Origin of the sequence: uncultured Nocardioides sp. (assembly GCF_947489365.1) — a bacterium.
Lineage (GTDB): Bacteria > Actinomycetota > Actinomycetes > Propionibacteriales > Nocardioidaceae > Nocardioides.
This window is the reverse complement of record NZ_CANLDB010000001.1, coordinates 760,801-781,198: the sequence shown is the minus strand read 5'-3', so window position 1 is coordinate 781,198 and position 20,398 is coordinate 760,801. Positions and strand designations below refer to the sequence as shown.

General features: G+C 75.3%; 18 protein-coding genes. 4 read left to right on the top strand and 14 right to left on the bottom strand.

The window, feature by feature from the left end; all coding sequences use genetic code 11:
• Position 1: 1 nt before the first annotated feature.
• From Q0858_RS03710 to moeZ, 12 genes are all read right to left on the bottom strand, one after another.
• Positions 2 to 3,352: an ATP-dependent DNA helicase gene (locus Q0858_RS03710; RefSeq protein WP_299051232.1), complete on the bottom strand. Its 3,351-nt coding sequence runs from the start codon at positions 3,350 to 3,352 to the stop codon at positions 2 to 4.
• Entirely contained in the window at positions 3,349 to 6,567 is a 3,219-nt protein-coding gene (locus tag Q0858_RS03705) for an ATP-dependent DNA helicase (protein WP_299051230.1), read from the bottom strand. Before Q0858_RS03705 ends, Q0858_RS03710 begins: the two co-directional genes overlap by 4 nt.
• Positions 6,568 to 6,602: 35 nt before the next feature.
• On the bottom strand, positions 6,603 to 7,226 hold the full coding sequence (locus Q0858_RS03700) for a VC0807 family protein (protein ID WP_299051228.1): 624 nt from the start codon (positions 7,224 to 7,226) through the stop codon (positions 6,603 to 6,605).
• The gene (locus Q0858_RS03695) at positions 7,223 to 7,669 is read right to left on the bottom strand and encodes a MarR family transcriptional regulator (protein ID WP_299051227.1); all 447 of its coding nucleotides are present in this window, start codon (positions 7,667 to 7,669) and stop codon (positions 7,223 to 7,225) included. The genes Q0858_RS03700 and Q0858_RS03695 overlap by 4 nt, the downstream gene beginning before the upstream one ends.
• Entirely contained in the window at positions 7,666 to 8,883 is a 1,218-nt protein-coding gene (locus Q0858_RS03690; RefSeq protein ID WP_299051226.1) for an FAD-dependent monooxygenase, read from the bottom strand. Before Q0858_RS03690 ends, Q0858_RS03695 begins: the two co-directional genes overlap by 4 nt.
• A 39-nt stretch (positions 8,884 to 8,922) precedes the next feature.
• A complete protein-coding gene (locus Q0858_RS03685; protein WP_299051223.1) occupies positions 8,923 to 9,678 on the bottom strand; it encodes an SDR family oxidoreductase in 756 nt (251 codons plus the stop codon).
• Positions 9,671 to 10,336 carry a lysophospholipid acyltransferase family protein gene (locus Q0858_RS03680; protein WP_299051749.1) on the bottom strand — a complete coding sequence of 222 codons (666 nt, stop codon included), beginning with the start codon at positions 10,334 to 10,336 and terminating at the stop codon, positions 9,671 to 9,673. The genes Q0858_RS03685 and Q0858_RS03680 overlap by 8 nt, the downstream gene beginning before the upstream one ends.
• 31 nt (positions 10,337 to 10,367) lie before the next feature.
• Entirely contained in the window at positions 10,368 to 10,682 is a 315-nt protein-coding gene (locus Q0858_RS03675) for an MGMT family protein (protein ID WP_299051221.1), read from the bottom strand.
• A 37-nt stretch (positions 10,683 to 10,719) separates the two neighbouring features.
• Positions 10,720 to 11,607 carry a hypothetical protein gene (locus Q0858_RS03670; protein ID WP_299051219.1) on the bottom strand — a complete coding sequence of 296 codons (888 nt, stop codon included), beginning with the start codon at positions 11,605 to 11,607 and terminating at the stop codon, positions 10,720 to 10,722.
• A 62-nt stretch (positions 11,608 to 11,669) separates the two neighbouring features.
• Positions 11,670 to 12,587, bottom strand: coding sequence for a hypothetical protein (locus Q0858_RS03665; RefSeq protein WP_299051217.1), 918 nt, complete (start codon positions 12,585 to 12,587; stop codon positions 11,670 to 11,672).
• Positions 12,588 to 12,756: 169 nt separating this feature from the next.
• Entirely contained in the window at positions 12,757 to 13,638 is an 882-nt protein-coding gene (locus Q0858_RS03660; RefSeq protein WP_299051215.1) for a hypothetical protein, read from the bottom strand.
• Positions 13,639 to 13,769: 131 nt separating this feature from the next.
• A complete protein-coding gene (gene moeZ, locus Q0858_RS03655; RefSeq protein WP_299051213.1) occupies positions 13,770 to 14,978 on the bottom strand; it encodes an adenylyltransferase/sulfurtransferase MoeZ in 1,209 nt (402 codons plus the stop codon).
• 150 nt (positions 14,979 to 15,128) lie between these two features.
• Here moeZ and Q0858_RS03650 point away from each other — a divergent pair, with 150 nt between their 5' ends.
• Together Q0858_RS03650 and Q0858_RS03645 are read left to right on the top strand one after the other, a co-directional pair.
• On the top strand, positions 15,129 to 15,782 hold the full coding sequence (locus tag Q0858_RS03650; RefSeq protein ID WP_366915982.1) for a TetR/AcrR family transcriptional regulator: 654 nt from the start codon (positions 15,129 to 15,131) through the stop codon (positions 15,780 to 15,782).
• Positions 15,783 to 15,846: 64 nt separating this feature from the next.
• A complete protein-coding gene (locus Q0858_RS03645) occupies positions 15,847 to 16,068 on the top strand; it encodes a DUF3107 domain-containing protein (protein WP_299051211.1) in 222 nt (73 codons plus the stop codon).
• A gap of 113 nt (positions 16,069 to 16,181) precedes the next feature.
• On the opposite strand, the gene Q0858_RS03640 is transcribed toward Q0858_RS03645, so the two are convergent.
• Positions 16,182 to 16,907: a ferritin-like fold-containing protein gene (locus tag Q0858_RS03640; protein WP_299051208.1), complete on the bottom strand. Its 726-nt coding sequence runs from the start codon at positions 16,905 to 16,907 to the stop codon at positions 16,182 to 16,184.
• 334 nt (positions 16,908 to 17,241) lie between these two features.
• Between Q0858_RS03640 and Q0858_RS03635 the strand changes: the two genes are divergently transcribed.
• Entirely contained in the window at positions 17,242 to 18,726 is a 1,485-nt protein-coding gene (locus Q0858_RS03635; protein ID WP_299051746.1) for a DEAD/DEAH box helicase, read from the top strand.
• Positions 18,723 to 19,553: a 2-phosphosulfolactate phosphatase gene (locus Q0858_RS03630; RefSeq protein ID WP_299051206.1), complete on the top strand. Its 831-nt coding sequence runs from the start codon at positions 18,723 to 18,725 to the stop codon at positions 19,551 to 19,553. Before Q0858_RS03635 ends, Q0858_RS03630 begins: the two co-directional genes overlap by 4 nt.
• A 13-nt stretch (positions 19,554 to 19,566) precedes the next feature.
• Here Q0858_RS03630 and Q0858_RS03625 read toward each other — a convergent pair whose 3' ends face one another.
• Positions 19,567 to 20,337 (bottom strand): ParA family protein, encoded by a 771-nt coding sequence (locus Q0858_RS03625; RefSeq protein WP_299051205.1) that lies wholly within the window; start codon positions 20,335 to 20,337, stop codon positions 19,567 to 19,569.
• Positions 20,338 to 20,398 lie beyond the last annotated feature (61 nt).

The following is a 20,398-nucleotide window of genomic DNA, read 5'->3' as shown; positions in this document are numbered from 1 at the left end:
TCTACGCCCGCAGCATCGCCTCCAGCGCGGCGCGGTCGGGCAGGTCGTCGGGACTCACCAGGCGCCCGCTGCGCACGTGGAAGAACGCCGCGCGCACCTGCTCCACGTCGACCCCCACCAGCTCGGCCCAGGCGACCCGGTAGACCGCGAGCTGCCACGGGTCGGCGAGCTCGGTGCGGCCGGTCTTCCAGTCGACGAGCAGCCAGGAGCCGTCGGGCTCCGCGAACACCGCGTCGATGCGGCCGCGCACGACCTGCCCGGCCAGGACGAGGGCGAACGGGGCCTCCACCGCGTGCGGCGGTCGGTCGGCGAAGGGCCCCGCCTCGAACGCCGCGACGAGCGCGTCCAGGTCGGCGGGGTCGTCGACCCGGGCGTCGGCGCGGTCCTCGAGCTCGTCGGGGTCGATGAGCTGCTGCTGGCCGAAGCGGTTCTCCACCCAGGTGTGGAAGTCGGTGCCGGAGCGCGCCGTGGACGACGGCGGCCGCGGCAGCGGGCGCGCGAGGTCCCGGGCGTACGCCGCGGGGTCGCGCAGCCGCGACAGCGAGGTGGCGGACACGCTCGGGGGCAGGGGCACCCCCACCTCCTGGCCCGCGTCGCCGACCGCCTCGGTCAGCAGGCGGTCGATCTCGGTGTCCCAGCGGGTGACCTGCTCGGCGAGGAGGACGTCCTCGAGACCGTCGGGCTCGTCGGGGTCGGCCTCACGCACCCGCCGGGCGGCCTCGTGGCGCCGCTCGACCTCGCGGGTCGCGTGGTGTGCGATCGGCCAGGCCTGGTCCGGCTCCTCCCCGACGGGGTTCACCTCCCCCTTCGCGGGGACACCGAGCCACGCCTCGGGCTCCGCGCCCCAGCCGGCCATCGCCTGCCGGGTCGCCTCGATGTACGCCGAGGGGCCGAGGCCGGACTTGCGGCCCCGGGTCCAGCAGTGGGCCGAGACCGTGAGCCGGTGGCGGGCGCGGGTCCACCCGACGTACGCCAGCCGGAGCTCCTCGGTGGCGGCGTGCTCGCGGTTCGCGGCCAGCAGGGCCTTGACGTCGGCCGGGGTGTGGCCGGCGAGGACCGGCAGGTCCCGGGCGTCGCCGCGCAGGGCCATGGGCAGCGCGGCGGGCACGGTCAGCCAGGTGGAGCGGGTCTGCCGGGTGGGGAACTTGGACTCGCAGACGCCGACGACGAACACGGCGTCCCACTCCAGGCCCTTGGCCCGGTGGACGGTGAGCAGCTTGACGGAGTCGGCCTCGCTGGGAACGGCGACGTCCAGGCCTTGGCCGTACTCGTCCTCCGCCTCCAGCCACGCCAGCAGCGCAGGCAGGCTGACCCGGCCGTCGACGGCCTGGAAGTCGGCGACGGCCTGCACGAACAGGTCGAGGTTGTCGCGGCGGGCCGCGGCGGCGGGGCTGACCGAGGAGTCGAGCTCCACGTCGATGCCCGTCACGTCGAGCACGCGCCGCACCAGGTCGAGCACCGGCTCGCCGGCCGCGGCGCGCAGGCGCCGCAGCTCGACCGCCAGCAGGGCGAACCGCTCCCTCGCCTGCGCGCTGTAGGGCCGCTCACCGGGGTCGTCCAGGGCGTCGCAGAGGCAGGGCAGCTCGGTGGCGTCGGCTCCGGCCACGGCGGCGAGGAGGTCGTCCCGGAGGTCGTCGTGGGGCCCCGCCCCGGCGCCGTCCTCGGCGTCGGAGGGGGCGGGCACCTCCGCCAGCTCCTTGGCCCGCTGCCCCAGCAGCGCCAGGTCGCGTGGACCCACGGCCCACCGCGGCCCGGCGAGCAGCGTCAGCAGGGCGCTGTTGGCGGTGACGTCGGCGGCGAGGGTGAGGCAGGCGAGGACCTCGGCGACCTCGGGCAGCCGCAGCAGGCCCTTGAGGCCGACGATCTCGACCGGGACCTCGGCGTCGGAGAGCACGTCGAAGCACGCCGCGGCCTGCTTGTTGTCGCGGGTCAGCACGGCGATCTCGCGCCACACCGGAGCGTCCGGGCCGGCGGCCCGGACCAGGTCGTCGTGCGTCTCCCGCACGCTGCGCGCCAGCCACGCCAGCTCGTCGGCGGCGGTCTCGGTCACCAGGCAGCCGACGTGGCCGTCGGCGGCACCCGGCGCGGGCACCAGCGGCTCGAGGTCCGCCCGGGCGGCGTAGAGGTCCGCCGCGAGGTGGTTGGCCGTGGCGAGGATGCGCGCGTCGGAGCGCCGGTTGACCGTGAGCGGGAAGCGCAGCGGCTCGCCCGCCACCGGCGGGAAGTCCCGCGCGAACTCGAGGATGTTGGACACCGACGCGCCGCGCCAGCCGTAGATCGCCTGGTGCGGGTCGCCCACCGCCGTCACCGGGTGGCCCAGGCCCGAGGCCTCGTCCGGTCCGGAGAACAGCCGGCTCAGCATCAGGGCCTGCGCGACGGAGGTGTCCTGGTACTCGTCGAGCAGCACGACCCGGAACCGCTCCCGCTCCCCTGCTCCGACCTCGGGCCGCTCCTGCGCGAGGCGGGCGACGAGCGCGATCTGGTCGGAGAAGTCCATCGCCCCCAGCCGCGCCTTCCGCTCGCGGTACGCCGCCACGAGCCCGAGCAGCTCGGCGCGCCGGTCGATCGCCGAGATCGCCTTCTCGTTGACCTCGCGGTAGGTCTTGCGGTGCTCGGCGGCCATGCCGTCGACGAACCGCTGGCGCTCGCGGACGTCGTACGCGCGGACCTCGTCGGGGTCGACGAGGTGCTCGCTCATCTCGGCGTCGAGCGCGAGGAGGTTCTGGACGACGGTCTGCGGGTGGTCGGTCAGCTGTGCGACCGCCCCGGTGTGGCCCTGCACCGCCTGGGCGGCCAGCTGGTAGCGGCTGGCGTCCGCGATCAGGCGGGTGTCGGGCTCGTGGCCGATCCGCAGGCCGTGCTCGGTGAGCAGCGCCGCGGCGTAGGCGTGGTACGTCGAGACCGTCGGTTCCTCCGGCTCGTCGTCCTCGCCGTCGGCCCCGTCGGCCCCTTCCGTCGGGTCCGGCGCGCCCGGCGGCTCCGTCGCCCGCGTGCCCCGCTCGGGCAGCAGGTCGGCGGCGCGCAGGCTCTCGCGGATGCGGGTCTGGAGCTCCGCGGTGGCCTTCGTGGTGAAGGTCAGGCCGAGCACCTGGTGGGGGGCGACCCGCCCGGTGGCGACGAGCCAGACGACGCGGGCGGCCATCACGGCGGTCTTGCCCGACCCGGCGCCGGCGACGACGACGCCCGGGCCCAGGGGGGCGGTGACGGCGGCGAACTGCTGGGGGCTGAACTCCCAGGCCACCCCGAGCAGCGCGGCCAGCTCGGCGGGGGTGTCGACGCGGCGGGCCCGGGTCGGGTCGGGGGTCGGGGCTGGGGTCTGGGTCGGGGTCTGGGTCGTGGTCGGGCCGGTCACGAGAGGACGCTCCCTGCGCTCTTGTCGGGGCACACCGCGTGGAAGGTGCAGCGGTCGCACTGCTTGCCGGGGCGGGCCGGGAAGTCCTCGCCGCGCAAGGCGGCGGCGGCCTGGGCGAGCTGGGCGAGCACGGGCGGCTCCTCGTCGGTCGGGGTGGCCGGCTGGCGCTGGACCCGCGGCAGGTCGGTGCCGTGGCGCAGCTGCACGAGCTCGGCTCCTCCCGACCGGCCGGGCCCGCCCAGGGCCTCGTCGACGGCGCCGTGCTCGACGGCGAGCTGGTAGAGCCCGAGCTGCGGGTGGACGGCGACCTCGTCGCGGGTGGGTGGGTACTTGCCGGTCTTGAGGTCGACCACGACGACCGCGCCGTCCTCGTCGAGCTCGAGGCGGTCGGCGTACCCGTGGAGGCGGACGGTCTCGCCGCCCGGCAGGGTCACCTCGGCGCGCAGGCGGGGCTCGGTCGCGATCACCGGCCGGGCGCCCGGGGTGCGGACCCACGCCACGAAGCGCTCGAGGGCGGCCTGGACCTCGGTGCGCTCCCGGGCGGCCGACCAGGGGGTGCGGAAGTCCATCCGGTCCCAGACCTCGTCGACCAGCGGCATGAGGTCGACCTCGACGTCGAGGTCGGGCCCGGCGGTGGCGTAGCGCTCCGCGATGCCGTGGACGACCTGGCCGAAGCCCTGGCTGGCGGAGCTGACCTCCTCGCCGCCGGCCTCGCGGCGCAGGAACCACTGGGCGGGGCAGGTCAGCAGGCCCTCGAGCGTGCTGGCCGACAGCACCAGCGGCTCGTCGTCGGGTCGCACCGGGACGTCGGCCCGGCTCGGGGCGCGCAGTCCCCACCAGGTCGCCGGGTCTGCCGCGGCGGCGAGCGGTCGGCCGGCGTGCTCGGCGGACGCGAGCCGGGCCAGGCGTCGGGCGGCCGCGGCACGCAGCGGCTCGGGGGCCTCCGGGTCGGCGAGGGTGCGGCGGAGCTCGGCGACGAGGCCGGGGAGCGAGAGGGGGCGGCGGGGGCGACCGACGCGGTGGACGACGGGGACGCCGAGCTCGGCGAGGAAGCGCGAGGGCTGGTCGCCGTCGTCGTCGGGCGAGGCCACGGCGGTGACGACCAGCCGCTGGCGCGCGCGGGTCACGGCGACGTAGAACAGGCGGCGCTCCTCGGCGAGCATCGCCCGTCGCGACGGGGGCGGCAGCAGGCCGGGGGTGTCGGGCCCGCCGATCCGGTCGGCGCCCAGGAGCGAGTCGCGGCGGCGCACGTCGGGCCAGCGCTGCTCCTGCACCCCGGCGACCACGACCAGCCGCCACTCTAGCCCCTTCGACCGGTGGGCCGTGAGGAGCCGCACCGCTCCCCCGCGGACGCCCCGCTCGGCGAGGGTGTCGCCCGGGATCCGCTGGGCGCGCAGGGTCTCGAGGAAGCCGGCGGCGCCGACGCGACCGCGACGCTCCTGGTCGCGGGCTGCGGTCTCGAAGAGCGCGCAGACGGCGTCCAGGTCGCGGTGGGCCAGGCGGGCGGCGTTGCCGCCGGTCTCGGTGGCGCGCCGCAGCCGTCGGCCCCAGTCGACGCCGTCCCAGAGCGTCCAGAGCACCTGCTCGGCGCTCGCGCCGGCCGCGTCCTGCGCCCGCGCCGTCGCGAGCAGGGTCGCGAGGCGGTGGGCGCGGCGCGCCGCCTCGCCGGGCAGGTCCGCGGTCAGGGCCGGGTCGAGGACCACGGACCGCAGCAGGCCGGCGGACGTGACCCGCGGGTCGGCGGCGCGGAGCGCCCGCAGCAGGGCGCGCAGGTCGGTCGCGTCGAGGCCGCCGAGCGGCGAGGTCAGCAGCTCCTCGGCGTGCTCGGTGGCGACGTCCACCGGGCCCTCGGGGCTGTCCCCGTGGTCGCCGTGGTCGACGGCGTCGCCCACCACGACCCGCAGGGCGCGCAGCAGCGGCTGCACGGGGGCCTCGTCGACCAGGGGTGTCTCGTCGGCGGCCACGTCGACCGGCACGCCCGCCGCTACCAGCGAGCGACGCAGGCCGGGGATGCTGCCGCGCCCCGACCGCACGAGCACGGCCATGTCGGACCAGGGCACGCCGTCCTCGAGGTGGGCGCGACGCAGCAGGTCGGCGAGGTGCTCCGACTCGGCCCGCGGCGTGTCGAAGGTCAGCACCTCGACGGAGCCGTGCCCGAGGTCCTGGGCCGCGGACTCGGGGTGGCGGAACACCGTCCGCGCGGACGCCGGGATGGCGCCGGCGATGGGGATGCCGCCGACCACGCGCCGGGAGGCCCGCAGCAGGCGGGAGCCGAACCGGCGCGTGGTGCCGAGCGCGACGACGTCGGCCGGGGCGCCGGAGACGGTGGGGAACGCAGCGGGGAAGTCGAGGATGCCGCGCACGTCGGCGCCGCGGAAGCCGTAGATCGACTGGTCGGGGTCGCCGACGACCACGAGGTCGCGTCCGTCGCCGGCGACGGCGCGGAGCAGCGCGACCTGGGCCGGGTCGGTGTCCTGGTACTCGTCAACGAACACGTGGCGCAGCCCGGCCCGGATCTCGTCGCGGTGCTCCTCGGCGACCTGCGTGGCCCGGGCGACCAGGTCGGCGTACCCCACGGCGTTGCGCAGCGCGAGCACCGAGAGGTACTGGTCGAGGAAGCGACCGGCGGCGGCGAGCTCGGGCGCCTGCTCGACCTCGGCCAGCCCCACGAGGTCGGCGGGCTCGAGCGTCCGCTCGAGGGCCCTGGAGAGGACGGCCTGCACCTCGCGGACGAAGCCGCGGGTGCCGAGCGCCGCCCGCAGGTGCGCGGGCCAGGTGACGGACTCCGGGTGGTCGGCGAGGAGCTCGGCGATGACGACGTCCTGCTCGGGCGCCGACAGCAATCGCGGCTCGGCGGCGTACAGGTCGTCCGGGGCGTAGCGGCGGACCAGGGCGAACGCGTAGGAGTGGAACGTCCACGACGTGCGGGTCGAGGTCGTGCGTGCGAGACGGCCCTGGACCCGGTCGCGCAGCTGGTCGGCGGCCTTGCGGGAGAAGGTGAGCGCCAGCACCTCCTCCGGGCGGGCGCCCCGGGTCACGACCCGGTCGACGATCGCCTCGACCATCGTCGTCGTCTTGCCGGTGCCGGGGCCGGCGAGCACGAGCAGGGGCCCGCCGGGGTGCTCCACGACCGCCTTCTGCGCGTCGTCCAGCACCGGCGCCGCCGGCGGCGCGGACGGCGGGAGCAGGCGGTAGGCGGGGCTGGGCTCGGGCACGCAACCACCCAAGCACGGGCCACCGACAGCGCCGGTCAGGCCTCGGCCGGGGCCCGGTGCCGGCGGGCCCGCAGCTCGGTGAGGGCGACCAGGCCGACGATGACGGCCGGACCGGTGAGGTTCGTGACGACGACCGCCACGGTGATCGGCGCCAGCAGCGCGACCGTCGTGGAGGTCGCCGCCTCGGCGAGCAGACCGACGGCCCACACGACTGTCAGGCGACGGTGCAGGGCCCGCAGGTCGCCGCGGCGGGCCAGCTCGGCGTCGAAGGCCTCCCGGTCCCCAGACAGGTCGGCGCGGATCCGGGCGACGGCGGGGCGCTCCCACCGCAGGGAGGCCAGGCCCACCAGGGCGATCACCGCCGTGATGGCGCTGTCCTTGACGAGCAGCACGCGGGCGTCACCGGTGAGCCAGGCCAGCGCGAGCGAGAGCACGAAGCGCAGCAGCACGAGGCCCCCGAGGGCGTCGACGCGCCGCGTCCGGCGCCACTCGACGCCCAGGACGACGACGCTCACGGCGGCGGAGCCCGCCAGGGCCCACACCGGCGCCCAGCCCAGGCCGACGAGGACGAGGTACGCCGCGATGGGCAGGACGACGTTCTGCCCGACGCCGAGCAGTGTGCCCACCCACCCCGGGCGCCCGGACTCCTCGCGGCTCACGGATCCGGCTCGTCGGCGTCCTCGAGCGACGCGTGGACGGTCGTGAGCAGCGCAGCGAGGCGGTCCGCGGCGGAGGTGTCGAGACCGGTCACCGACGGGGCGTGGAGCGACGCGACGACGGCGTACCCGCGAGCCAGGCGCTCCCGCCCGGAGGTGGTCAGCCGGACCGGGGTGGCCCGGCCCCGACCGCCCGGCCCCGCCCGCTCGACGAGGCCCGCCGACTCCAGCTGCCGCACCAAGGCGGTCATGCTTTGCGGGCGGACCAGGATCGCGCGGGCCAGCTCGGCCGAGGTGAGGTCGTCGCCGTCGGCCAGGGCGGCGAGGACGCCGAACTGCGAGCCGGTCAGGCCCTCGGCGGCGAAGGCGTCCTCGAACCGCTGCCGGGCGAGGTGCGCGGTCTGCACGAGCCGCCACAGGACGAGGTCGCCCGCCGACCTGGTCACCGGGGACCCCGACGGACGCCCAGGGCGCCGAGGAGGCCGCGCGCCGAGCTGACGGCCCGCTCCGCGCCCAGCAGCGCCGCCGAGCCGACGGGGCCTTCGGTACGACGGATCCACCGCGCCGGGGCCACCGACTCGGCCACGGCCGCCGCGCCCCGACGGGCGATCGTGTCGCCGACCTCGTCGAGCCGTGCCGCCAGGGTGGCGGCGTCGGGGGCGGACCGGACCAGCGCGTCGCGAAGGTCGGCGGCGTCCAGGACCGCCGTCGAGGCCGACTGCCCACCGGTCGGCGGCATGGCGTGGACGGCGTCGCCGAGCGCCACGACCGGCGCGGCGGGGTCGACCCGCCACGGGGCCGTCCCACGGCGGGGGTCGGCGGCGTGGAAGCGGTAGCGCCCCACGGTGGCGGGGTCCGTGTGGGCGACGAGGTCACGCAGCCAGGGGTCCCAGCCGCGCAGGAGCCGGGCCGCCGCGGCCCGCGGGTCGGCATCGCCCAGGTCGGCGCGGGCGGCGGCCCCGTCGCTGACCACCAGGCCCCAGATCGCCTCGGGAACCTCGTCGGCCGGCGCGTGGAGGGTGAGGAAGGCGCCCACGCCGTGGGGTCCGATGCCGAGGACGGGTCCGGCCCCGAGCAGCTCCGGCACCCCGGGACCGGGCTCGGCGCGACCGGCGAGGCCCTGCAGGCCGACCGGGGCGGAGGTCGGCCCGCCGGCGCAGCCGCGCGCGACGACCGACCCCACGCCGTCCGCGGCGACGACCACGTCGGCGGCGACGGGGTCCGCATCGGCGAGGAGGACGTCGACCCCGCCCGCCGTCCGGGGCGCCGTGCCGGTCACCCGGACCCCGAGCCGCAGCCGGTCGGCCAGTCCCGTGCCGAGCGCGACCCGCAGCGGGATCCGGCCCACCATGCGGTGCGGCTCGTCGTCCGGCCCGGGCTCGAAGGGGGCGGTGACCAGTGTCCGGAGGCGGCGGTCGGTCACGTGCATCCGCCGCGAGGCGCCCGGCGGGGCGCAGGCCGCGACCACCGAGCGCCAGGCCTCGGCGCCCAGCAGACCCCGCAGCGCGGAGCCGGCCGCCGGGGTGAGGTGCAACCGGTAGCCCCCGGTGTCCGGCAGCGCACGGTCCCGCTCCAGCACGAGGACGTCGACCCCTTCGCCCACGAGGCCCTGCGCGAGCGCGAGCCCGCCGATGCCCGCACCGACCACGACGACCCGCATGAGGAGGAGCCTAGTATCAGTTGCCTGATACTCAAACCCTCAGCGTCCGCCGGCCACCCGCAGCGTCGTCCCGGTGACGTACGCCGCGGCGTCGCTCAGGAGCCAGGCGACGGCCTCGGCGACCTCCTCGGGCTCCCCCGCCCGGCCCAGCGCAACGGCGCCGCCGATGCGGTCGAGCCGGTCCGGGTCGCCCGCGTCGGCGTGGATGCGGGTCCGGATCGCGCCGGGCGCCACCCCCACCACCCGCACGCCCTGGGGCCCGACCTCCTGGGCCAGCCCCTTCGTCAGGGTGTCGACGCCGGCCTTCGCGGCGGCGTAGTGCACGTAGTCGCCCGGCGAGCCGATCGTCGCGGCGCCCGAGCTCACGTTCACGAGCACCCCACCGTCCCCGCCGTACGACGTCGACAGGGCGCGGACGGCGGCCCGCGCGACCAGGATCGCGCCGGTCAGGTTGACGTCCACCACCCGCCGTACGACGTCGGGGTCGGCCTCGGCGAGCGGGCCCACGGGGCCGGTGAGCCCGGCGTTGTTGACCACGCCCGTCGGGGTGCGGGGCAGCGCCGCGAACAGGGCGTCGACGTCCTCGCTGCGGCTGAGGTCGCCCCGCACGACGGCGCAGTCGACGCCGTGGCCCGCGCACGCGGCGCGGGTGGCCTCCGCGGCCTCCGCGTCGGAGAGGAACGACAGCACGAGGTCGTGGCCGTCGGCCGCCAGGCGGCGGGCGGTGGCCGCGCCGATCCCGCGGGTGCCGCCGGTCACGACGGTCAGCGGACGTGACGCTCCGGTGTCAGGCATCGACCGGCCGCTCGTTGTAGACCCCGGCCTCCTCCTGACCGCTCAGCGCCGAGATCGCCGCCATCACGCGGTCCGTCACCTCGCGTCGGGCCCGGCCGGTCGGGACGCCGTCGTACCGCCCGGCGACGTGGAGGGCCTCACCGAAGCGGACGTCGACCGTCACCAGGCGGGGCAGCCGCGCGCCGACCGGCTGCAGCTTCTCCGTGCCGCTCAGGCCGACCGGCACGATCGGGACGCCCGCGGTGAGCGCCAGGTGCGCGACGCCGGTGCGGCCGCGGTAGAGCCGGCCGTCGCGCGACCGCGTGCCCTCCGGGTAGATGCCGAACGCCTCCCCGCGCTGCAGCACGGCCAGCGCGGTGTCGAGGCTGTCCAGGGCGGCGCGGGAGTCGTCACGGTCGACCGGCAGCGCTCCGAGGCCCTCGTACCAGGCCTTCCACATCCGGCCCTTCAGGCCCGGGCCGGTGAAGTAGTCGGACTTGGCGAGGAAGACGACCTTGCGCGGCACCACGATCGGGATGACCAGGCTGTCCGCGAAGCTCAGGTGGTTGCTCGCCAGCAGCACCCCGCCGGTGGCGGGCACGTGCTCCAGGCCCGAGACGCGCGGCCGCCAGACGGCCTTCGCCACGGGCGGCACCACCGTGTGGAGCACTTGGTACATCACGGCGGCAGTATCACAGCCCGCCGCCGGCTCAGGACTCGTCGCCCGGGTCCCAGAACGCCTCGGGGAGGTCGACCTTCCCCGACGGGCGGACCGGCGTCCCCTCCTCGAGGTACGCCGCCCGCGCCTCGGCCCCGTGGCTCGGCGGCAGCGATCCGTCGGCGCGGACGACGCGCCACCACGGCACCGGACCGCCCCACGCCGACATCACGTTGCCGACGCGGCGCGGCCCGAACCAGCCGAGGTGCGCCGCGATGGCGCCGTACGTCGTGACGCGGCCGGCCGGCACCGACTCGACGCAGGCGAGCACCAGCTCGACGTACTCCTCGGTGTCGGGGCGCTCCACCGTCCCGACGCTACCGAGCAGGACGGGCCTCGGGGCCTCAGGGGATCGGGGTGAAGGGCTCCGTGCCGCGGACCAGGCGCAGACCGGCGATGCCGGAGTGCTTCTGCGCGAACGTGAGCTCCTCGTCCAGCGAGCCCAGCCCGTTGGAGGCGGGGAGCGGGGCGATCGCCACGGTCGACAGGGTGCCGACCGCGCGGCCCTGGTCGTCGAGCATCCCGCTGCCCGAGTCACCCGGGATCCCGGGCGTCACGGTGTACGCGGTGAAGCCCCAGCCACGGCCCGTCGTGCCGAGCGAGGCGCCGGTCTTGGGCGAGAGCACGTCGGTCGGGCGGGCGCTGGAGGAGCCGTAGGTGTAGACCTGCGTGCCCTCCGCCGGCGCGTCGGCGACCTTCGTGGGACCGCCGAAGAACGGGACCGACGGGTTGACCTTCTTCACGTCGCCGGCGCGCACCCGCACGAGAGCGAAGTCGTTGTTGGCGCAGATCCGGTTCGCGGTGGTGCCCGCCTTCCGCATCGCGCGCCACGAGGAGTAGACCAGCGTGCCCCGGCCGACCGTCTCGCCGCCGCTCGCGAGGCTGCCGCCGCGCGCGAAGCGCACCGGCGTGCCGAGCTTCAGCGAGCCCGCCTCGCAGCCGTTGGTGTCGGTGGCCTCGCCGGTGCCCGCGCAGTGCGCGGCGTACCCGACGTAGGTCCGGCCGGAGCCGTCGCGGAACACGAAGTTGGCGGTGCACTGGGCGCCGGCGGTGTACATCTGCACGCCCGGGGTGATCGTCGCCGTCTCCGCGGGGGCCCAGCGGCCGGCGTCGGCGGAGTCGACCGCGGAGCCGACGGCCGAGGCAGCGGACGCCGCGGCGCCCGGCATCAGGAACGCCGCACCGAGGGCGGCGAGGGACAGGGCGGAGGCGAGGGCTCGGACGGGTCGCATGTCAGGGGCAACGATCGCGTCGACGGTCGGTCACGGCCCGGTCCCCCTCGTCTCCCCCGTCGTCACGGCGCGCCGGAGAAGTCCTCGGTGCCGGCCACCATCTCCAGGCCCTCGATGCCGGAGTGCTCCTGCGCGTACGCCAGGGCCAGGTTGATGTCGGCGATGTTGTTGCCGCCCGGGACGGGCAGGATCGTCAGCGTCGACAGGCTCCCGACCGCGTTGCCCTCGGAGTCGAGGAACGCGCTGCCGGAGTCGCCCGGGATGCCCGGCGACAGCGTGTAGAGCGGGTGCGTCCAGGCGCCGGAGGCGTCGCCCATCGCGGCCCCGACCTTGGGCGACAGCAGCGGGTTCAGGTCGCCGCGGAGGGAGGACATGCCGTAGCTGTGGACCCGCTCCCCCGCCTCGAGGCCGTCGGTGTCGATGCCGACGGGACCACCCCAGATCGGGATGGACGGGTTGACCTGGTCGACGTCGTCGGTGTCGACCTCCACGAGCGCGAAGTCGTTGTAGAGGCAGGTGTCGGGGTCGGTCTCGCCGACCTCGTCCATCGCGAGCCAGCTGCTGTAGACGAGCTCGCCGCCACCGACCTGCGTGCCCTCCTCGACCAGGGAGCCGCCCTCCGCGAACTCGACCCGCGTGCCGAGGGGCAGGGAGCCGTTGGCGCAGCCGTCGATGTCGCTGGACTCCCCGGTGCCGGCGCAGTGCGCCGAGTAGCCGACGTACACGGTGCCCTCGGCGTCGGTGAAGACGAAGTTCGAGGTGCACTGACCGCCCTCGGTGTACATCTGCATGCCCGGCGTGATGGTCGCCTCGTCCACCGGAGCCCAGTCGTCGGGGTCGGACAGCACGGCGGCCGTCGTCTCGGCGGGAGCAGCGGTGGCGGGCACCGGCGCGAGCAGGGCGCCCGCCACCAGGACCGTGCCACCGAGCGCGACGGTGAGGGCGGCAGGGTGCCGGGGGGTGCGGGGACGTGCGGTCATGGGTGCTCCTGGGCCTGGGTGGTGTGCCCGGGTCCTGCCCGCTCGTACGACGCACGAAACCGTCGGCACGCACGAGACCCGCCCGGCGAGGGGCCGGGCGGGTCTCGGTCCGCCGACGGGGTCCGGTGCCGTGGCGGTGTCGGGGGACGGGTCGTGCGGTCTCAGGAGGTCACGGCACAGGCGTGAAGGGCTCCGTGCCCTCGACGAGCTGCAGCCCGGCGATGCCCGACGTCTGCTGGGCGTACGCGAGCTCGCGGGACAGGTCGCCGATGTTGTTGGACGCCGGCAGGGGCGCGAGCCCGAGGGTCGACAGCGTGCCGACGGCCTGGCCCTCCGCGTCGAGGAAGGCACTGCCGGAGTCGCCCGGGACGCCGGGGGTCACGGTGTAGAGCGGGTGCGTCCAGCCGTCGCTGCCGGCCGGGTCGCCGAGGCCGGCGCCGGTCTTCGGTGAGAGGACCTCGACGCCGCCTCGCAGGCTGGAGTTGCCGAAGCTGAACACCTGCTCGCCGGCCGGGAGGCCGTCGGAGTCAATGCCGGTCGGTCCGCCCCAGAACGGCAGGCTCGGGTTCACCGTGTCGGCGTCCGCGGCGTCGACCTCGACGAGCGCGAAGTCGTTGTAGGCGCAGGCGTTCTCGTCGGTCTCGCCGGCGCGGTCCATGGCGTCCCAGCTGCTGTAGACCAGCGTGCCGGCGCCCACCGGGGTGCCGCCGCTGACCAGCGAGCCGCCCTCGGCGAACTCGACCCGCGTGCCGAGGGGCAGCGACGCCGCCTCGCAGCCGTTGGTGTCGGTCGCCTCGCCCGTGCCCGCGCAGTGCGCGGCGTACCCGACGTACGTCGAGCCGGCGTCGTCGGTGAACACGAAGTTGGCCGTGCACTGCGCGCCCTCGGTGTACATCTGCACGCCGGGGTGGATGGTGGCGGAGTCCGCGGGCGCCCAGTCGGACCGCGGGGCGGCCTCGGCGGACGGGGCCACGGCGATCGCTCCGGCGGCCCCGAGGAAGGCGGCGGCCACGCCGAGGGCGGTGCGGCGGGCGTGCGGTGACGTGATCACGAGGGTTCCCTCCCAGGATGTCGGTGCCGGGCCTCGTGGGCCCGGTACCGACGTCCAACGAGCGGGGAGCGATCAGGTCACGGTCGGGTCACGACCGTTCTCCGAGGTGCTGCGCCGACCCCCGGGAGGGCTCAGTACGACGGCTGGCTGGGGTCGATCTGGTTCACCCAGGCGGACACGCCGCCACCGACGTGGACGGCGTCCGAGTAGCCCGCGCCCTTGACGATCGCCAGCGTCTCCGCGGATCGGACGCCCGTCTTGCAGTGCATGACGACCTGCTTGTCGGACGGCAGCTTCTCGAGGGCGGAGCCGTTGAGGAAGTCGCCCTTCGGGATGAGGATCGCGCCGGGGATGTGGTTGATCTCGGCCTCGTTGGGCTCCCGCACGTCGACGAGGACGAAGTCGCGGCTGCCCTCCTCGCGCTCCTTGAGCATGTGCTCGAGGGTCACGACCGAGATGGTCGCGTCCGCGGCGGCCTCGGCGGCCTCGTCGGAGACGGCGCCGCAGAAGTACTCGTAGTCGATGAGCTCGGTGACGGTCGCGTTCTCGCCGCAGAGAGCGCAGTTGGGGTCCTTGCGGACCTTCAGCTTGCGGTACTCCATCTCGAGGGCGTCGTAGATCATCAGCTTGCCGACCAGCGGGTCGCCGATGCCGGTGAGCAGCTTGATGGCCTCGTTGACCTGGATCGAGCCGATGCTGGCGCACAACACGCCCAGCACGCCGCCCTCGGCGCACGACGGCACCATGCCCGGCGGCGGGGGCTCGGGGTAGAGGCAGCGGTAGCAGGGGGCCTCGCCGTCGATCCCGTCGAGCGACGGCGCGAAGACCGAGGCCTGGCCGTCGAAGCGGTAGATCGAGCCCCAGACGTAGGGGATGCCGGCGAAGTACGCCGCGTCGTTGACGAGGTAGCGGGTGGCGAAGTTGTCGGTGCCGTCGACGATGAGGTCGTAGCCCTCAAAGATCGCGTAGACGTTGTCGTTCTCGAGGCGCTCCTCGTGGACGACCACGTTCACCAGCGGGTTCACCTCGGCGATCGAGTCCTTCGCGGACTGCGCCTTCGAACGGCCGACGTCCGACTGGCCGTGGATGACCTGGCGCTGCAGGTTGGACTCGTCGACCTCGTCGAACTCGACGATGCCGAGCGTCCCGACGCCCGCGGCGGCGAGGTAGAGCAGCGCGGGGCTGCCGAGGCCGCCGGCGCCGATGACCAGGACCTTGGCGTTCTTCAGCCGCTTCTGGCCGGACATCCCGACGTCGGGGATGATCAGGTGGCGGCTGTAGCGCCGCACCTCGTCGATGGTCAGCTCGTCGGCCGGCTCCACGAGAGCGGGGTAGCTCACGACGTACTCCTCGGTTGGATCGGATGAAGGGACCCGGTGCGGGCCCCGGCACCTGTGCGAACGTCGATCCTCCCAGGCTTGTTCCGGTCCGGCGGGCCGCCGTCCGGTCCGCGACACCGACCGAGGTGACCCGTGGGTAGGGTTCTCGACGTGACCGCAGGGCAGCCGAGAGCCGACGCGGCCCCCGAGGTGGGTGGCCGCGGTGTGCGCATGCCCCGCCGCGAGCGCCGCGAGCAGCTCCTGGAGTCGGCGCTCGGCGTCTTCGTCGCCCAGGGGTACCACGCCGCCGCGATGGACGACATCGCCGAGCGCGCCGGGGTCTCGAAGCCGGTGCTCTACCAGCACTTCCCCGGCAAGCTCGACCTCTACCTCGCGCTGCTGGAGGTCGCCGCCGACGACGTCATCGCCAACTGCCGCGACGCCCTGTCGTCGACCCAGGACAACCGCACCCGCGTCGAGGCGGCGATGGGGGTCTTCTACTCCTACGTCGCCGACGCCGCGGGCGCCTTCCGTCTCGTCTTCGAGTCCGACCTGACCAGCGAGCCCGCCGTCCGCGCCCAGGTCGACCGCGTCACCTCCGAGTGCGCCGACCTCATCGCCGCCGTCATCGCCAACGACACCGACCTGCCCCAGGCCGAGGCCCGCCTCCTGGCGGTGTCCCTGGTGGGAATGGCGCAGGTCAGCGCCCGGTTCTGGCTCGTGGAGCACGGCGACGACGAGAGCGGGATCGGCCTCGAGGTCGCGTCCGCCCTGGTCTCCGGTCTCGCGTGGCGCGGGATCCGCGGCTACCCGATGCACGACTGAGCGCCCCCACGACCGGCAGCGAACCCGCAGCGAACCCGCACCACCCAGACCCAGGAGGCACCCCATGGACGTCAAGATCGGCATCCGCAACGCCCCGCGCGAGCTGTCCGTCGACAGCGACCTGTCCGCCGACGAGCTCCGCTCGCAGGTCGCCGAGGCCGTCGCCGCCTCCGGCGTCCTCACCCTCACCGACACGAAGGGCCGCACCGTGCTCGTCCCCGCCGGCCACCTGGCGTACGTCGAGATCGGCGCCACCACGCAGGGCACCGTCGGCTTCCGCTCCTGAGGGCTCGAGTCGGCACGTCTGCGCAGTCCTGAGGGCCCGAGCGGGCGGTCAGGGTGCGCAGAGGTGCCGACTCGACGCCGTTCTGCTGCTGCGCAGTCGTGCCGACCGGGCGCCTAGAAGGCCAGCCCGAGGGTGCCCATCCGCTGGTTGTGACGCTCGGTCATGCGGGTGAACATCCGGCCGAGCTCGAGCAGGTCCAGGCCCGGGCGGCCGACGCCGCCGGCGACCAGGTCGAGCAGGGACTCGCGCTCCGCCGCGACGCGCTGCGCCTGTGACAGGGCCTCCCCCATCAGGCGGCGGCCCCACAGCGCCAGGCGGCCGCCGAGCGGCGGGTCCGCCTCGATGGCCTGCGTGACCCGTCCGACGACGAACTCCGAGTGGTGGACGTCGGTCAGCGTGCGGGTGATGAGGTCGGCGGTCGACTCGTCGAGGAAGCCCGCGACCTCGAGGTAGAAGTCGGCGGCGAGTCCGTCGCCGACGTAAGCCTTGACGAGGCCCTCCCACCAGTCCGCCGGGGCGGTGTGGCGGTGGAACTCGTCGATCGGGACCCGGAAGGGCTCCATCGCGTCGAAGGGGTCGACCCCCAGGGCGTACAGGCGCTCCCGCAGCTCGACGACGTGCCCGAGCTGGGCGGCGGCCATCGTGCTCAGCTCGACCATGTCGGCCAGGTTCGGGGCCAGCTTCGCGTCCTCGGCGAGCCGCTCGAACGCCGAGATCTCGCCGTACGCCACCGCCGCCAGGAGGTCGACGACCGCGGCGCGGTAGCCCTCGTCGGCCAGGGCCGAGTCCGGGACCGGCGCCGTGGTCGTGAGGTCGTCCTCCGGCGTCGGTACGGTCATGCGCGCACCCTACCGATACCCTGGAGTCCACTCGTACGGCGCGCGCCCCTCCCGGAGCGCCCCCTCGAGACCCCTGGCGGCAGTCCTGACACCGCCGCCGGGCGCATGTGCGCGGTGGGTCCGTGAGTACCTCGACGGCACGCCGCCTGTGTCGAACCACCACGGACCTACGCACGGAAGCGACGAGACACTGAACTCCCTGAGCTCCCCGGAGCCCGACGACGCCCTCGAGGCCGTCGCGGCGACCGACATCACCACCGACGAGACCACCGACGACACGGCCGAGCAGGCCGCCGAGCCCGCCGTCGTCCACACGTTCCGCGACCTCGGCGTCATGCCCGGGATCTGCGACGCGCTCGACCGCAAGGGCATCACCCACCCGTTCCCGATCCAGGAGATGACCCTCTCGGTCGCCCTGGGCGGCGCCGACCTGATCGGCCAGGCCCGCACGGGCACGGGCAAGACGCTGGCGTTCGGCATCCCGCTGCTGCAGCGCAGCACCGCCGTCGACGCCCCCGGGTACGGCGACCTGCCGCAGGGCAAGCCGCAGGCCCTCGTCGTCGCCCCGACCCGCGAGCTCGCGCTCCAGGTCTCCCGCGACCTCCACCTCGCCAGCGAGGACATCGGCCTCCGCGTCCTCACCGTGTACGGCGGCGTCGGCTACGAGTCGCAGCTCGACGCGCTGACCGCGGGCGTCGAGGTCGTCGTCGGCACCCCGGGTCGCCTGCTCGACCTGGCGGACCGTCGCGCGCTGGACCTCTCCCACGTCCACGCGCTCGTCCTCGACGAGGCCGACGAGATGCTGGACCTGGGCTTCCTGCCCGACGTCGAGCGCCTCATCGCGAAGACGCCGGAGAAGCGCCAGACCATGCTCTTCTCCGCGACGATGCCGAGTGCGATCGTCGCGCTGGCCCGCCGCCACATGCGCCACCCGATGAACATCCGGGCCGAGTCGTCCTCGGACACCCAGACGGTGCCGGCCACGGCGCAGTACATCTACCAGGCGCACGACCTCGACAAGCCCGAGATCATCGCCCGCGTCCTGCAGGCCGACGACTGCGAGAAGACCATCGTCTTCACCCGCACGAAGCGGCAGGCCCAGCGCATCGCCGACGACCTCGCCGAGCGGGGCTTCTCCGCGGCGCCGCTCCACGGCGACCTCCAGCAGGCCGCCCGCGAGAAGGCGATGGCGCGGTTCCGCGAGGACAAGGTCCGCGTCCTCGTCGCCACCGACGTCGCCGCCCGCGGCATCGACGTCCGCGGCGTCTCGCACGTCATCAACTACACGTGCCCCGAGGACGAGAAGACCTACCTGCACCGCATCGGTCGCACCGGCCGCGCCGGCGCCTCGGGCGTCGCGATCACGTTCGTCGACTGGTCCGACCTGCACCGCTGGACCATGATCAACAACGCGCTCGACCTGCCGTTCCCGTCGCCGCCGGAGACGTACTCCACCTCGCCCCTCATCTACACCGACCTCGGCATCCCCGAGGGCACCACGGGTCGCATCGTGCCGCCCGCCCCGCAGGCGCCGCGAGAGCGCTCCGGCGGACGCGACGGCGGCCGAGACGGCGGCCGTGACGGCGGCCGTGACGGCGGCCGCTCCCGCCGACGCGAGGGCGACCGGCCGGCGCGCGACCGCAACCGGACGCGCACCCGCGCCGGCGAGGACGACGCCGCAGCGGTCACGGCGGTCACGGGCGGCGACGCACCCGCCGCTGCGGACGCGGGAGCCGAGGGCGGGGCCCCGCGCTCGCGCAACCGTCGTCGTCGCCGCCGCTCGTCGGCGACCGGCGAGCAGGCACCCGCCTCGGAATGACCCCCGAGCCGGCGCTCGGCGCCTCCCACCCCTCGCCGTACGACCAGGCGGGCCACCGGCTGCGCCTCGAGTGGGGGCCGGTGGGCGGCGCGGAGGTCGTCGACCGCCACACGTACGCCGTGGTCGTCGACGTCCTGTCGTTCACCACCTGCGTGAGTGTCGCCGTCGGCGCCGGGATCGACGTGCTGCCCTGGCGGGCGTCGCGTCCCGACGAGGACGCCGACGCGTACGCCGCCGAGCACGCGGCGGTCCGTGCCCTGGGCCGTGACGAGGCCAGGGAGCGCGACGGGGTGTCCCTGTCGCCGGCGTCCCTGCGCGACGCCCCCGCCGACCTGCGCCGGGTCGTGCTCCCCTCCCCCAACGGCGCCACCACCGCCGTGGACCTCGCCGAGCGCTGTGCCGGCGTCGTCGCGGGGTGCCTGCGCAACCGCACCGCGGTCGCGGGCTGGCTGGCCGAGCGGATGGCCGAGGGCAGCGCCGTCGCGCTCGTCCCCGCCGGCGAGCGCTGGGCCCGCGACGGGTCGCTGCGCCCCGCCGCCGAGGACCTGTACGGCGCGGGCGCGGTCCTGGAGGCACTCGTCGCCGCGGTGCCCGACCTGACGCCCTCCCCGGAGGCCGCGGTCGCCCTCGCCGCCTGGCGTGCGGCGGTGGGCGCGGACGGCGACATCGAGGTCGCCCTGCGGGCCACCGGCAGCGGCCGGGAGCTGGTGGAGCGCGGCTACGGCGAGGACGTCAGCATCGCCGCGGCGCTCGACGTCGCCGACGACGTCCCGCTGCTCATGGGGACGACGTTCGTGCCGCAGGGTGGCGGCATGCGGGCCCTCTGAGCGGCCAGCCGACTCAGCCGGCCCGCTTCACCAGCGACTCGGCGACCTCGCGGTACGCCTGCGCCCCCTTGGTACGACGCCCCGTGGACAGGATCGACCGGCCCGCGGCCGGCGCCTCCGCGAACTTGATCGTCTTCGGGATGGGCGGCTGCAGCACCTCGAGGCCGTAGGTCTCGGAGATCGTGTCCAGCACCGCCCGCGCGTGGTTGGTGCGGCCGTCGTACAGGGTGGGCAGGACGCCCCACACCTCGAGCGACCGGTTCGTGAACCGGCGCACGTCGTGCACGGTGTCGAGGAGCTGGCCCACCCCGCGGTGCGACAGCGTCTCGCACTGCAGCGGGACGACGACCCCGTCGGCGGCGGTCAGCGCCGCGACCGTGAGCACGCCGAGCGACGGCGGGCAGTCGAGGAGCACCCAGTCGTAGTGCACGCCGGCCTCGGCGAGCTGCTCGAGGAGCGTCCGCAGCACGTGCTCGCGACCCGTGCGGGTCAGCAGGTCCGCCTCGGCGCGGGCGAGCTCGATGGTGGCCGGCAGCAGGCTGACGCCGTCCTCGGTCTCGACGATGACCTCGGTCGGGTCGACACCCTGGGTGAGCACGTGGTGCACCGAGACCTCGACGTCCTCGGGGTCGATCCCCAACGAGAAGGTCAGGCACGCCTGCGGGTCGAGGTCGATCAGCAGCACCGAGGACCCGAGCTCGGCGAGCGCGGCCCCGAGGGAGGCGACGGACGTCGTCTTGGCGACGCCGCCCTTCTGGTTGGCGATCGCGAGGCAGGTGGTCATCACGACCCATCATGCCGGATCGTCCCGGGATCGTCGGGGTCCCCGATCTTGTGCGCCGGGC

What these genes read in the sequence shown, in the direction of transcription:
- Q0858_RS03690 (WP_299051226.1), bottom strand. Translation starts at nt 8,883, where the DNA reads ATGCGGGTCGTCGTGGTCGGTGCGGGCATCGGCGGGCTCGCGCTCGCG.
- Q0858_RS03685 (WP_299051223.1), bottom strand. Translation starts at nt 9,678, where the DNA reads ATGCCTGACACCGGAGCGTCACGTCCGCTGACCGTCGTGACCGGCGGC.
- Q0858_RS03680 (WP_299051749.1), bottom strand. Translation starts at nt 10,336, where the DNA reads ATGTACCAAGTGCTCCACACGGTGGTGCCGCCCGTGGCGAAGGCCGTC.
- Q0858_RS03670 (WP_299051219.1), bottom strand. Translation starts at nt 11,607, where the DNA reads ATGCGACCCGTCCGAGCCCTCGCCTCCGCCCTGTCCCTCGCCGCCCTC.
- Q0858_RS03665 (WP_299051217.1), bottom strand. Translation starts at nt 12,587, where the DNA reads ATGACCGCACGTCCCCGCACCCCCCGGCACCCTGCCGCCCTCACCGTC.
- Q0858_RS03645 (WP_299051211.1), top strand. Translation starts at nt 15,847, where the DNA reads ATGGACGTCAAGATCGGCATCCGCAACGCCCCGCGCGAGCTGTCCGTC.
- Q0858_RS03640 (WP_299051208.1), bottom strand. Translation starts at nt 16,907, where the DNA reads ATGACCGTACCGACGCCGGAGGACGACCTCACGACCACGGCGCCGGTC.
- Q0858_RS03635 (WP_299051746.1), top strand. Translation starts at nt 17,242, where the DNA reads ATGCCCGGGATCTGCGACGCGCTCGACCGCAAGGGCATCACCCACCCG.
- Q0858_RS03630 (WP_299051206.1), top strand. Translation starts at nt 18,723, where the DNA reads ATGACCCCCGAGCCGGCGCTCGGCGCCTCCCACCCCTCGCCGTACGAC.
- Q0858_RS03625 (WP_299051205.1), bottom strand. Translation starts at nt 20,337, where the DNA reads ATGACCACCTGCCTCGCGATCGCCAACCAGAAGGGCGGCGTCGCCAAG.